The 13,513-nt window shown below is 34.6% G+C and carries 10 protein-coding genes, 1 tRNA gene and 2 rRNA genes; 12 read left to right on the plus strand and 1 reads right to left on the minus strand.

The features are described 5' to 3' along the window. The 3 genes from EYD45_RS12860 to EYD45_RS12870 all read left to right on the plus strand — a co-directional run. Positions 1–320, plus strand: a 23S ribosomal RNA gene (locus EYD45_RS12860); the annotation flags it as partial. Positions 321–501: 181 nt separating this feature from the next. Then, a 5S ribosomal RNA gene (gene rrf, locus EYD45_RS12865) occupies positions 502–610 on the plus strand. A 185-nt stretch (positions 611–795) separates the two neighbouring features. Then, positions 796–3,510 (plus strand): T9SS type B sorting domain-containing protein, encoded by a 2,715-nt coding sequence (locus EYD45_RS12870; RefSeq protein WP_165453935.1) that lies wholly within the window; start codon positions 796–798, stop codon positions 3,508–3,510. 10 nt (positions 3,511–3,520) lie between these two features. Here EYD45_RS12870 and EYD45_RS12875 read toward each other — a convergent pair whose 3' ends face one another. Further along, the gene (locus tag EYD45_RS12875; protein WP_130964973.1) at positions 3,521–4,663 is read right to left on the minus strand and encodes an acyl-CoA dehydrogenase; all 1,143 of its coding nucleotides are present in this window, start codon (positions 4,661–4,663) and stop codon (positions 3,521–3,523) included. Between the two features lie 94 nt (positions 4,664–4,757). Here EYD45_RS12875 and EYD45_RS12880 point away from each other — a divergent pair, with 94 nt between their 5' ends. From EYD45_RS12880 to EYD45_RS12920, 9 genes are all read left to right on the plus strand, one after another. Next, positions 4,758–5,822 (plus strand): anhydro-N-acetylmuramic acid kinase, encoded by a 1,065-nt coding sequence (locus tag EYD45_RS12880; protein ID WP_130964974.1) that lies wholly within the window; start codon positions 4,758–4,760, stop codon positions 5,820–5,822. 154 nt (positions 5,823–5,976) lie between these two features. Continuing rightward, on the plus strand, positions 5,977–7,203 hold the full coding sequence (locus tag EYD45_RS12885; RefSeq protein WP_130964975.1) for a Glu/Leu/Phe/Val dehydrogenase dimerization domain-containing protein: 1,227 nt from the start codon (positions 5,977–5,979) through the stop codon (positions 7,201–7,203). A gap of 10 nt (positions 7,204–7,213) precedes the next feature. Further along, positions 7,214–8,605: a sodium:proton antiporter NhaD gene (nhaD, locus tag EYD45_RS12890; RefSeq protein WP_130964976.1), complete on the plus strand. Its 1,392-nt coding sequence runs from the start codon at positions 7,214–7,216 to the stop codon at positions 8,603–8,605. Positions 8,606–8,755: 150 nt separating this feature from the next. Then, positions 8,756–9,454 (plus strand): MotA/TolQ/ExbB proton channel family protein, encoded by a 699-nt coding sequence (locus EYD45_RS12895; RefSeq protein ID WP_207303313.1) that lies wholly within the window; start codon positions 8,756–8,758, stop codon positions 9,452–9,454. Between the two features lies 1 nt (position 9,455). Then, positions 9,456–9,851 carry an ExbD/TolR family protein gene (locus tag EYD45_RS12900; protein ID WP_130964977.1) on the plus strand — a complete coding sequence of 132 codons (396 nt, stop codon included), beginning with the start codon at positions 9,456–9,458 and terminating at the stop codon, positions 9,849–9,851. Between the two features lie 44 nt (positions 9,852–9,895). Then, a complete protein-coding gene (locus EYD45_RS12905; RefSeq protein WP_130964978.1) occupies positions 9,896–10,744 on the plus strand; it encodes an energy transducer TonB in 849 nt (282 codons plus the stop codon). A 3-nt stretch (positions 10,745–10,747) separates the two neighbouring features. After that, positions 10,748–11,965: a bifunctional folylpolyglutamate synthase/dihydrofolate synthase gene (locus EYD45_RS12910; RefSeq protein WP_130964979.1), complete on the plus strand. Its 1,218-nt coding sequence runs from the start codon at positions 10,748–10,750 to the stop codon at positions 11,963–11,965. A 63-nt stretch (positions 11,966–12,028) separates the two neighbouring features. After that, positions 12,029–12,103: transfer RNA gene (locus tag EYD45_RS12915), tRNA-Val, on the plus strand. Between the two features lie 102 nt (positions 12,104–12,205). Continuing rightward, positions 12,206–12,973, plus strand: a complete 768-nt coding sequence (locus tag EYD45_RS12920; protein WP_130964980.1) for a helix-turn-helix domain-containing protein — start codon at positions 12,206–12,208, stop codon at positions 12,971–12,973. Positions 12,974–13,513: the final 540 nt, after the last annotated feature.

Genomic DNA, 13,513 nt, shown 5'->3' on the forward strand with positions numbered 1-13,513 from the left:
AGTGGCACGCGAGCTGGGTTCAGAACGTCGTGAGACAGTTCGGTCTCTATCTACAGTGGGCGTTAGAAATTTGAGTGGATCTGACTCTAGTACGAGAGGACCGAGTTGGACCAACCTCTGGTGTACCAGTTGTTCCGCCAGGAGCACTGCTGGGTAGCTACGTTGGGAAGGGATAAGCGCTGAAAGCATATAAGCGCGAAACCCACCACAAGATGAGATTTCTTTAAAGGGTCGTGGGAGATGACCACGTTGATAGGCTACAGGTGCAAGGGCGGTAACGTCATAGCCGAGTAGTACTAATAACCCATAGGCTTATTGCGCCTCCCCTTCTTAAGGAAGGGGACGGCAGTCTTTTTTTCTATCAAAACAGTTCATGTAGACTTTTTCAATATGTTAAGATATTGGTCACGCCGCAAGCGTGACAGTATTTAGATATTAGTCATTAGTAGTTAGAACGAATAAGTCTAATTACTATCATCTAAAGTCTAATTACTCAAAATTTAAGGTGGTTATAGCGACGGGGCTCACCTCTTACCATTCCGAACAGAGAAGTTAAGCCCGTTAGCGCCGATGGTACTGCACTTCGTGGAAGAGTAGGTCGCCGCCTTTTTTGAATCCCTTCATTAGAAATAGTGAAGGGATTTTTTGTTGTCTCTTAATTTATTAACTTTACGTGTAGTTTAGTGGATTTTTGCTATGAAAAATCCATTGACACATATCTACATTTGTAAGTTTTTATTTTTGAAAAGAAAGGTATTTCTCCAATACTTTTCTATAATTCTTTTTTTATTTTTTTTGATATTTTGGATTCCTTGTATAAAAGGACAAAATGAAAGTAATAATTGGTATTTTGGAGAGAAATCAGGACTACTTTTTCATCTTCAAAATGATCCTCAAGTGCTGATAGATGGCGAAACGATAGCTTCAAATGCCTGCGCAACAATTTCAGATAAGAATGGTAATCTATTATTTTATACAAATGGTACAAATGTATGGAATCGTAACCATGCTATAATGATTAATGGAGTGCTTTCAGGAACTCTTGGTGTCGGTGGGTCAATAATTACAGGACCGCCTATTTTACTTAACACAATAATTATTCCTATAACTAATAAAGCTGGATTGTATTATATATTTACAATTACATCTACTAATGGATTAAGATATTCCTTAGTTGATATGAATAGGGATGGAGGTTTAGGAGAAGTAACTCTAAAAAACGAAACCGTACTAAATAGACTTGGGCTAGGAAAAATTTCGGCCGTACATCATGCTGATGGAAAATCTATTTGGTTGATGACTACAAAAAAAAATGAGAATGATGATTTTACTTCTTTTTACGCTTATAAAATAGATGAAAACGGAAATATTGACAGCCCAGTCATAACTAATGGTCTTTCTTATAATGGCTTGCAAATTGGCCAAATGAAGTTTTCACCTGATGGACAAAAGATTGCTTGTGCTAACTATAGGCCACAATCTTTATCAGATCATCTAATGGTTTTTGATTTCGATTCGAAATTTGGATTGGTTAGTAATAAGAGAAATCTATTAACATCATTTACTTTTTTTGAAGTGGTTTCTGCCTATGGTGTCGAGTTTTCAAATGATTCAAAATATTTATATGCCACATTAACGAGACAAGGAATGGTTAATGGAAGCAATGGAAGTTTTGAAGAACTTGAAGAGAAAAAGAATTTACTATATCAATACGATTTTTCTATTCTCAATCCTCAAGAGTATTCAGTTTCTTTGCATGAGGAAGTTAGTGAACTAACGGCAGGTGGTCTTCAACTTGCTAAGAATGGAAAAATTTACAGGGCTTTACCTGTAAGCGAGAATGCAGGAACGTCATCTCTTGGACAATTAAACAATCCTAATGTTTTAGGTGTTCGTGCCAATTATGTGCATAATTCTATAGATTTAATTAGTGGAGAATCTAGGCTTGGACTTCCAACATTTATACAGTCTTATTTTAGAACTAGGATAATAGTAGAAAGTGGGTGTTTGGGACAACCTATTTCTATGGAAGTTGATACCTATGGAGAAATTACGGAAGCAGTATGGGATTTTGGAGATGGAAATATTTCAAACCTTACCAATCCTCAACATATTTACTCAGCGCCAGGAAACTATAAAGTACAAGCCACAGTTACTGTTAACAATTGTCCAATAACAGTTGCTAAAGATATTAAGATATATGGATTACCTAACTTGATTGAAAATCAAGAATTAGTGCAATGTGATGTTGATACAGATGGTATTTCATTATTTAACTTATACACTATTAGAGAGAAAATTACAGACCCTTTGTTTGATGAAGAATTAGTATTTTTTGAGAATAGGGTAGATGCAGAGTTGAACGTTCAACCAATTTTAAACCCTGAAAATTACACTAATACTGTAATGAATCAAGAGGTATTTGTTAGGGTTACAAATAAAAATGGCTGTTTTGAAGTTACTTCATTTTTTATATCAGCAGTTTTTGTCGATTTGGGAAATATTACAGAAGTGTATGCCTGTGACAGTTCAGATTTAGATCCAGATGACGGCTTTGGCGTTTTTGCTTTAGGTTTTAAAAAGGATGATATTATAACTGAAGTTAATTTGGCTCAATCTACAAGCTTAAAATATTATCCAACTTTGGATGATGCTTTTACAGAATTGAATGAAATAAGAAAACGGTTTTTTACTTCAGAATCTACTACTATTTGGGTTAGAGCACAAGAAACAAATTTGTCTTGTAGTGGAATATCTTCAATTAGGCTAATTGTAAATTCTTCACCAAAGATTGATATTGAAGATGAGTATCTTATTTGTAAAAACCAACCTATTGTATTATCAGGAGATGTTTCGAATAATAGGTATGAATGGATAAATACAACAACAGGAAATCTAATGTCAACAGAAAGGACATTAAGTTTGAGCGAACCAGGGTTGTATCAACACATAGCTTATAAATTTGAGAATGGTTTAGAATGTTCGAATACTGAAGATTTTACAATTAGTAAAGCAGAGCAACCTTCCTTTACCAGCATAGAGGTTAAGAAATTATTCAAAAATAATCATCTTATAGAGATAGAAATCGAAGGAAGCAGTAGCTACGAGTTTTCTATAGATGACACTACATATTTTAAAGGGGAAAGTACTTATAGTTTCGATAATGTTCCTGCCGGAAAACATACAGTTTATGTTAGAGATATAAATCAATGTGAACCAACAGTGCAGGAAGATGTCTATATTTTAGGATACCCAAGTTTTTTTACACCCAATAATGATGGAATTAATGACTTGTGGAGAGTGCTTGGGTTGCCTGAGAGTGAATTAGAGACAATTAAAATTAAGATTTTTGATAGATTCGGTAAACTAATAACTCGTTTAAATAAACAAAATAATTATAGTTGGGATGGTACATATAATGGTAATTTTGCTCCACAAAACGATTATTGGTATGAAGCCATTTTTGAGGATGGTACTGTAGATCGTGGACATTTCACTCTGAAACGATAAGTGCAAATAATTAATCCCTTAATACACTTCTAGAAATCACGATCTTCTGAATCTCTGAAGTGCCCTCATAAATCTGGGTGATTTTCGCATCACGCATTAGACGCTCTACATGGTATTCCTTCACAAAACCATTACCACCGTGAATTTGTACAGCTTCAACAGTTTGCTCCATAGCTACTTTCGATGCATAGAGTTTTGCCATAGCACTCGATTTATCATAATTATTTCCAGCGTCTTTATCAGCCGCAGCTTTCATAACTAATAATCGAGCTGCTTCAATTTCAGTGTACATATCTGCCAACTTGAAGGCTATAGCTTGATGGTTGCAAATCTCGGTACCAAAGGCTTTGCGTTGTTTTGAGTATTTAAGTGCTAATTCGTATGCTCCTTGAGCTATACCGAGTGCCTGAGATGCAATACCAATTCGCCCGCCAGAAAGGGTTTTCATGGCAAACCTGAATCCAGAACCATTAGCTCCTATCCTGTTTTCTTTCGGCACTTTTACATCATTAAATTGTAGGGTGTGCGTATCGCTTCCACGGATTCCTAGTTTATCTTCTTTTGGGCCAATATGAAATCCTTCTGTATCCTTTTCAACTATAAAAGCATTTATGCCATGAGAGCCTTTATCTCTATCTGTCTGTGCAATTACCAAATACACATCGGACCTACCACCGTTTGTAATCCAGTTTTTTGTACCGTTAAGTATATAGTGATCGCCTTTATCGATTGCTGTTGTTCGCTGTGAAGTCGCATCACTTCCTGCTTCTGGTTCACTTAAACAAAAAGCTCCAACGAATTCGCCAGTTGCCAATTTAGTAAGATATTTTTCTTTTTGTTCTTCTGTACCGTACTTTTCAATACCATAACACACCAATGAGTTATTTACAGAAACAATAACTGACGCCGATGCGTCAATTTTGGATAACTCTTCCATGATGAGAACATAAGAAATAGTGTCCATACCGCTACCTCCATATTTGGGGTCAACCATAATGCCCATAAAACCAAGCTCCCCCATTTTTTTTACAAGTTCGTCAGGAAACTGTTGTTTTTCATCACGTTCAATAACTCCTGGAAGTAATTCGGTTTGAGCAAAATCGCGAGCGGCGTCACGAATCATTTTATGTTCTTCAGAAAGGTTAAAATTCATAATTCGTAATTAAAATGTGTTTTAGGTAAAAAAAGTTTACAAATATAGCGTTTTAGTGTGAATTTTTCAATGAAGAATATTAAATTTACACTCTATGGCAAAAAACGAATATCATGTTATTGGTATCATGTCTGGTACTTCTCTAGATGGGATTGATTTAGTTTATACCCAATTTCATTTTCAGCACAAATGGACATTTAAAATATTGCTATCAAAAACAATTTCATACGATAATTTTTGGATTGAAAAGTTGAAAAGTCTAGTAGAATTAAGTCCTGATGATTTGAAAAAGGTGGATCAGGAATATACCAGGTTTTTAGCCAAAACAATTAATACATTTATTGAAAACAATGATATTATTCATTTGGATGCTATATGCTCACACGGTCATACTGCGCTTCATAAGCCAGAAAAAAATCTTACCTATCAAATAGGTAATAAACCAATTATTTCAAAATTACTTGAGCTTAAAGTGGTGTGCGATTTTAGGATACAAGATGTTAAACTTGGGGGACAAGGAGCTCCATTGGTGCCAATTGGAGATAAGTTATTGTTTTCCGATTATGATTTTTGCTTGAATTTTGGAGGATTTGCCAATATTTCATTGGATTTCAATGGTGAGCGTATTGCTTATGATATTTGTCCAGTTAACATTGTTTTAAATTATTACACAATGCAGTTAGGTCTTGATTATGATGATAATGGTTCGATTGCTTCATCAGGTAATATTGATCAAGATTTGCTACTTAAGCTTAATGAATTAGATTTTTATCATAAGCCCTATCCAAAATCACTTGGTTTGGAATGGGTTAAAGCCTATATATTTCCATTAATTAATAGCTTTCAATTAGAAATTAAGGATATTCTGTGCACTTTTTGCGAACATATTGCCATCCAAGTTTCTAAAGAAACTGAGAAAAAGAAAGGTGGCTCAGTTCTATTAACTGGTGGTGGGGCTTACAATGCCTATCTCTTAAGTCGTTTAAAGCATCATTGTAACAGTCGCATTATAGTCCCTGAAAAAGAGGTCGTAGAATTCAAAGAAGCCTTGATTTTTGCATTTTTGGGAATTCTAAAACTTCGTAACGAGGTAAACTGTTTAAAAAGTGTAACAGGAGCTTCAAAAAATCACTCTACAGGAGAAATCTATCAGCCCTAAATTAATATAAAATTAATCTTTTAAGGTATTTTAGTTTTTTATATTTGTTTCTATAATAATTTTAAATCACTTCATCATGACTCAACTTTAGCTGCGCATCTTGTTTTTAAGATTTTGATATGTGTAAGTTTAAAAATGGATCAATTAAATAAAGATGAAAGAATTATTAGATAAATTTGAACAAAAAGCCCCAGAAATAGTTTTTAATTGGAAAGATTCTGAAACTGAAGCCGAAGGTTGGGTAGTTATAAATTCCTTAAGAGGCGGTGCAGCAGGAGGAGGAACCAGAATGCGAAAAGGATTAGACTTAAATGAAGTTTTATCTCTAGCTAAAACTATGGAGATAAAATTTACGGTCTCTGGTCCACCAATAGGAGGAGCAAAATCAGGAATAAATTTTGATCCGAAAGACCCTAGAAAAAAGGGTGTTTTAGAGCGTTGGTACAAAGCGGTTTCACCATTGTTGAAAAGCTATTACGGTACTGGTGGAGATTTAAACGTAGATGAAACCCACGAAGTTATACCTATAACAGAGGAAAGCGGTGTTTGGCATCCGCAAGAGGGTGTTTTTAATGGATTTTTTAAGCCAACGGAAGCCGATAAGATAAATAGAATAGGACAATTGCGCCAAGGGGTAATAAAGGTGATTGAAAACCCCATATATTCTCCAGATGTGTCGAAAAAGTACAAGGTGGCGGATATGATAACCGGTTTTGGGGTTGCAGAGGCTGCGAGACATTATTACGATATTTATGGCGGTTCTATAAAAGACAAACGCGCCATAGTGCAAGGTTTTGGAAATGTTGGTGCAGCTGCAGCGTTTTATTTGTCGCAAATGGGAGCTAAGGTTGTTGGCATCATTGATAGTGTTGGTGGCTTAATAAATGAAGACGGTTTTACGTTTGATGACATAAGTCATTTTTTTCTTGCTAAAAAGGGTAATACTTTAGCAGAGGAAAATTTGATACCATTTGAAGAGATGAATAAAAGAATTTGGGGATTACAAACAGAAGTGTTTGCTCCATGTGCGGCATCTCGATTGATTACCATTCATCAAATAGATGAAATGATTGATAGTGGGTTGGAAGTTGTTTCATGTGGTGCGAATGTGCCTTTTGCTGACAAAGAAATTTTTTTCGGGCCAATTATGGAACACACCGATTATAAAGTGAGTTTAATACCTGATTTTATTTCAAATTGTGGAATGGCTCGTGTTTTTGCCTATTTTATGGAACGAAAAGTACAAATGACAGATGAAGCCATATTTGATGACACATCGAAAACAATAAAAAAGGCGTTAGAAAATATCTATAATAAGAATAAGTCTAAAACTGAAATTAGCGCAACAGCATTTGAAATTGCGCTTAACCAATTGATATAAACTATAATTTATGGAAGCAGCAATTATTCTAGTATTTGTTATGGGCTATTTAGCCATTACCCTAGAGCACAGTATAAAAATTGATAAATTAATTCCTGCACTGGTCATGATGGCCATTTGTTGGGCTTTAATCGCTTTAGGACTGGAGAGCTTCCCACAATGGTTTGATTCTGGCAAACACGCATTGCTTGAAAATTTTGGCGCGTTAGGTCATGAGGATAAGATGCATTTAATGGAAGAAACATTATTACATCATTTGGGTAAGACCGCCGAAATATTAGTGTTTCTTTTAGGTGCAATGACTATAGTTGAGATCATTGATTACTTCGATGGATTCGCTACTATAAAAGGCTTTATTAAAACGAAAAAAAAGACCAAAATACTCTGGATATTTTCTGTTTTAGCATTTATTCTTTCTGCTATAATTGATAACCTTACTGCAACCATCGTACTAATATCAATACTTCAAAAAATTGTAAAAGACAGAAATATTCGTATTTGGTATGCTGGTTTAATTATTATTGCAGCCAATGCAGGTGGCGCTTGGTCTCCAATTGGGGATGTAACCACAACAATGTTATGGATAGGAAAAAAAGTTACCACGGGTCATTTAATAGGATATTTATTTATTCCTTCTTTATTATGTATGATAGTACCTTCTTTAATAGCCTCTTTTTTACCAGTATTTAAGGGGGAATTAAATATTGTTGAAGATACTGAAAAGACAAAATCTAAATTTAGTGCTACAATGTTATATCTAGGTTTAGGCGCTATCATATTTGTACCAATATTTAAGGTGATTACCCATTTGCCTCCTTATGTAGGCATGATGTTGTCCTTAGGTGTAGTAGCTACTTTTGCAGAAATATATAGTAGTTCTAAATTTAGTATGACAGAATTTGATAACGAAGAAAGTGAGCTTCACGCCCACCATAGCCCAGTGCATCAATCGCTTTCAAAAATTGAATTGCCAAGTATTTTATTCTTCCTAGGAATTTTAATGGCTGTGGCAGCTTTAGAATCGTTAGGGATTTTATTTGGATTTGCTGATACTTTAAGAGAGACTATGCCACAATTAGGCACTGAATTACATGAAGGAGGTGTTTCTGATTTAGTAGTACTACTATTAGGAGTTGGTTCAGCGGTCATAGACAATGTACCGCTAGTTGCAGCAAGTTTAGGGATGTTTTCAGAACCCATAGATCATGAGCTATGGCACTTTATTGCCTATTCTGCTGGTACTGGAGGTAGTATGTTAATCATTGGTTCTGCAGCTGGAGTAGTTGCCATGGGAATGGAAAAAATTGATTTTTTCTGGTATTTAAGAAAAATTTCATGGTTGGCACTTGCTGGTTTCTTAGTTGGTGCAGCGGCATTTATGGTTACTAGAACCCTATTTTAACTTTGAGCACATAAATTGGTATAAAATTTGAAAGATTAGTGTTTTGCTAATCTTTCTGTCTTTCAGATACGTAAATAGAATTGAAAACTTAAAATATTATACTTTAGCAACAAAACCTACGTTATACAGTTGCAATTAATCTAAGATTATATGTTGAATACATTATTACAAAACACCCAAGAGGGAACAGAATTAACAGAAGGGGAATCTGTTGAAAAAACACTTTCAATCATAGAATTAATTAGTAGTGGTGGTGTTGCTGGACAAGTAATCATCGCTATTTTGTTTTTATTGCTCATTGTTGCAACCTATATTTACTTTGAACGTTTATTTGCGATTAAGGCTGCTTCAAAGGTGGATTCAAATTTTATGAATCAAATAAAAGACCATGTAAGTAATGGTAAGATTGATTCTGCTCAAATGTTATGCGCGCAGGTGAATTCGCCTGTTTCAAGATTGATTGGTAAAGGTATTACAAGGATAGGAAAGCCCTTGGCGGATATTAATACTGCTATTGAAAATGCAGGACGCTTAGAGATTTATAAGTTAGAAAAAAATGTAAGTGTACTAGCAACTATTTCTGGAGCGGCACCTATGATTGGTTTTTTAGGAACCGTAATCGGAATGATTTTAGCAATTTTTGAACTCGCAAATGCAGGTGGAACCATACAGATGGATACTCTGGCCAGCGGTTTGTATACGGCAATGACAACAACAGTTGCAGGTTTAATTGTAGGTATTGTTGGCTACATAGCGTATAACCATCTGGTGGTAAGAACCAATAAAGTGGTGTATCAAATGGAAGCCAACTCCTTAGAGTTTTTAGATCACTTAAACGAACCTACGTAATATGGATATTAGAGGAAGAAATAAGGTAACGCCGGAATTCAATATGTCGTCTATGACGGATATTGTCTTTTTGTTATTAATCTTTTTTATGATTGCGTCCACGTTGGTAACTACAAACGCCATAGATATTTTATTACCAAAGGCCAGTGGAAAAACAGAAAATAAAAAGTCGGTTGCAGTAAGTATAAAAAAAGATTTAACGTATTATATCGATCAAAAACGAGTTGGTGTAAGTGTTCTGGAAAATGAGCTGTTGGCGGCGCTTTCTCAAGAAGCAAAACCAACTATCGTGCTGCGTGCTGAAAAGTCGGTACCTGTAGAGAATGTTGTAAAGGTGATGGATATTGCTAATAGGAATAAATTTAAAGTGATATTAGCAGTTAAACCAAATAATTAGAATTCCGATTTACTTTTAGGAACGACTATTGTAGAGTAATCCATATGAAATATTTTGAAACCAAACACGAACGTAATTCTGCAAAAATAACAGCATTAATTGCTGTTATATTACTATTACTATTGTTTGTGGTTGGTCCTCCTTACATGGATCCTCCTGAAGAATATGGTGTCGCCGTAAACTTTGGAAACTCTGATTTTGGTAGAGGCAATGTTCAACCTAAAAAGCCTGTAAAATCTGAGCCCAAAGTTATTGAAGAGCTACCACAACCCGAGTCTGCGAAAGCAGAACCAACAAAATCTACTGAAGCAAAAGAAGAAGTGTTAACTCAAGATAATGCAGAAGAAATAGCCATTAAAAAGCAAAAAGAAGCTGAAGCAAAGGCAAAGGCTATTGCCGAGGCGAAAGCTAAAGCAGAAGCAGATAGAATAGCAAAAGAAAAGCGAGAACAGGAAGAAAAGCGTAAAAAACTAGATGCTTTAATTGGTGGTGTAAGTAAATCTGATGGTTCAGAAACTGGTAGTGAAGGAAATGATAATAAAGCTGGCGATAAAGGACAATTAGATGGGAATCCATATGCGCCTAGTTATTTTGGAGGACAAGGCACTGGCAGTGGTGGTGTAGGATATGGTTTAAATGGTAGAGGAAGAGCTTCTTTCAAAAGGTTAAAACAAGATTGTAATGAATCTGGGCTTGTTATTGTTCGTATCGTAGTAAATAAGAGTGGCAACGTTATTGAAGCTACACCGGGTGTTAAAGGTACTACTAACACTGCACAATGTTTGTTAGAGCCTGCAAAAAAAATAGCTTTATCCCATAAATGGCCTGCCGATTCTAAAGCACCTTCACGTCAAATAGGCTTTGTTAGTGTTAACTTCAAATTGAGTCAATAATCAATGACTTATCAAGATACGTTAGATTGGATGTTTGCGCAACTACCAATGTATCAGCGCGAAGGGAAAACAGCATATAAAGCTGATTTATCCAACACCTTAAAACTAGCAGAACACTTAAATTATCCAGAACGAACATTTAAATCCGTTCATGTAGCCGGAACTAATGGAAAGGGCTCTACCAGCCATATGATAACTTCAATACTTCAAGAGGCTGGTTACAGGGTAGGTCTTTACACATCACCTCATTTAAAAGATTTTAGAGAGCGTATACGAATTAACGGAAAGCCTGTTAGTAAACAATTTGTAATGGGTTTTATAAAGCGACACAAAGCTTTTTTTGAGGCCAACCAGTTATCTTTTTTTGAGATGACAGTCGGTATGGCATTTGAGTATTTTTCAAAACAAAATATTGATATCGCTGTAGTTGAAGTAGGTATGGGAGGGCGACTGGATTCTACAAATATATTAACTCCAGAAGTTTCAGTTATTACTAATATTGGGTTAGATCATACTCGGTTTCTTGGTGATACTTTAGAACTGATTGCAGGAGAAAAAGGAGGTGTTATTAAGGCCAATATTCCCGTTGTTATAGGCGAAACACAAATAGAAACCAAACCAGTATTTGATGCTATTGCTAAAGCTAAGAACTCTAAAATAGTATATGCAGATGAAGTTGTTAATAGCATATATGCTTCTGATATGATGGGGTATTATCAAGAGAAGAATATTAAAACAACGATTCAAACGATAGAAGAATTAAGGCTAAAGGAGTATAAGATATCTGAGGAAGCAGTTAAACGAGGCTTTTTAAACGTTGTAAAAAATACGGGATTGTTAGGTAGGTGGCAAGTTTTAAATGAAGAGCCTAAAGTAGTTTGTGATACAGGGCACAACAGGGAAGGATTAAGCTATGTAATGCATCAAATCTCGAATCATGCTTATAACCACTTGCATATGGTTTTTGGGGTAGTAAATGATAAAGATTTGAAATCCATTGTAGATTTATTGCCCAAAAACGCCACCTATTATTTTTGTAAACCAAATATTCCGCGAGGTAAGAATGCTAATGTATTGCGCACAGAATTAAAACCATATAACCTAATTGGAGAAGCTTATAAATCTGCTATAAAAGCTTATGAAACGGCGCTTGGAAATGCTTCGAAAGATGATTTTATTTTTGTAGGTGGAAGTACATTTGTAGTAGCTGAAATAATTTAAATTTTTCTCTAAAAAGTTTTTGCAGTATTAAAAACTAGATTATATTTGCACACCTATTATTTAGGGCGCGTAGCTCAGTTGGTTCAGAGCACTTGGTTTACACCCAAGGGGTCAGGGGTTCGAATCCCTTCGCGCCCACAAAAGCTTCCAGAAACGGAAGCTTTTTTTGTTTCTACCTGTTATTTAGTCTGTCAATTTTTATAAGCTTTAATTTTTCTGTATTTTTAGAAAAACGCTCTCATGTTCGAAAAAATTAAGGACACTTACCAAGAAATATTTAAGTCATACGATGACCCTTCAATAGAAAAACATATAAAAAAGATTATAGAGATTGATACCTATCTGCCTTATAGTTCAACGTTTTTCTGCATTACCAATACCCAAGATCTCACTTTTGAGTACATAAGTAAAAACATGAAGGCTTGTTTAGGCTATGATGTAAATACTTTAAAAAATGGTGGTATGCGATACTTTTGGAGTAGAATGCATCCTGATGATATTGAACATTGGCTAAAGGCTTTAAATGGTCTCATGGACTTTACACTTGGTGAAATAAAGATTGAGGACAGGGCTAAAGTGACCTATACCTGGAACTACAGATTAAAAAATGAAAAAGATGAATATGTAAATGTTGTTCAGAATACTACACCTTTAGAGTTTGATACAGAGGATAAACCCATAATTGGTTTAGCTCATTATACAGTTTTACATCCTGATTTGAATATGCAAGTTTGTGCCTCTGCTAAATTATTGAATGAGCAAAATGAATACGAAACCATCTATTTTAGCAATTTTTCCCAAAAGTTGTTGTCAAATTCTATCAGCAATAGGGAGAGAGATATCATACGTCTGTTAGTCTTGAATCATTCAAGTAAATCTATTGCAGATAAACTTAATATTAGCCCCAATACTGTAGATACACACCGCAGAAATATTTTAAAAAAGTTAAATATATCCTCCACAGGCGAGCTCATAGGGATGCTGAAGATGAATCAGAATCTAATCTAACTGATTAAAGGTGCAATCCATTATATCGTCTATTTATTGTTTTTTATCGAATAGAGGTCTTATTTTAAGGTAATTACTCAATTTGAGTATTGCTTTTTACTGATTATTAAAGGATATTTACATTGCTATTAATTAGTTCTTAGGGAGAATTACAAAAAGTGTCTATTTTATCAATATATAGGCACTTTTTATTAAAACTACGACAGGCATAATAGTACTCTTTCTATCGTTACAATTTTAGGTTTTCACTTGAAATTACAACTTCATTGTTTTTAATAATCATTAAATATAAATAGTAATTGTAAAGTTTTGAGGAATAATTGTTATTATTTCCAAAGTAAAGTACAACAGTAAATTGGATATTATAATATTTTAATTTCAATAAAGCTCACTCATAAAACAGCCTGTTTCAGAATAATTATAATGAAATTAAAAGAGAATCTGATTTTAATCTAAAATATCATTTGCTTCATCGAATTTTGCACATAAATACTCAAATTGAGTATATTGTATATGTTTTTATTTTCCTAGCTTTAGAAT

It is taken from the genome of Hyunsoonleella flava, from assembly GCF_004310325.1.
GTDB lineage: Bacteria > Bacteroidota > Bacteroidia > Flavobacteriales > Flavobacteriaceae > Jejuia > Jejuia flava.

What these genes read in the sequence shown, in the direction of transcription:
- EYD45_RS12875 (WP_130964973.1), bottom strand. Translation starts at nt 4,663, where the DNA reads ATGAATTTTAACCTTTCTGAAGAACATAAAATGATTCGTGACGCCGCT.
- EYD45_RS12880 (WP_130964974.1), top strand. Translation starts at nt 4,758, where the DNA reads ATGGCAAAAAACGAATATCATGTTATTGGTATCATGTCTGGTACTTCT.
- EYD45_RS12885 (WP_130964975.1), top strand. Translation starts at nt 5,977, where the DNA reads ATGAAAGAATTATTAGATAAATTTGAACAAAAAGCCCCAGAAATAGTT.
- nhaD (WP_130964976.1), top strand. Translation starts at nt 7,214, where the DNA reads ATGGAAGCAGCAATTATTCTAGTATTTGTTATGGGCTATTTAGCCATT.
- EYD45_RS12895 (WP_207303313.1), top strand. Translation starts at nt 8,756, where the DNA reads ATGTTGAATACATTATTACAAAACACCCAAGAGGGAACAGAATTAACA.
- EYD45_RS12900 (WP_130964977.1), top strand. Translation starts at nt 9,456, where the DNA reads ATGGATATTAGAGGAAGAAATAAGGTAACGCCGGAATTCAATATGTCG.
- EYD45_RS12905 (WP_130964978.1), top strand. Translation starts at nt 9,896, where the DNA reads ATGAAATATTTTGAAACCAAACACGAACGTAATTCTGCAAAAATAACA.
- EYD45_RS12910 (WP_130964979.1), top strand. Translation starts at nt 10,748, where the DNA reads ATGACTTATCAAGATACGTTAGATTGGATGTTTGCGCAACTACCAATG.
- EYD45_RS12920 (WP_130964980.1), top strand. Translation starts at nt 12,206, where the DNA reads ATGTTCGAAAAAATTAAGGACACTTACCAAGAAATATTTAAGTCATAC.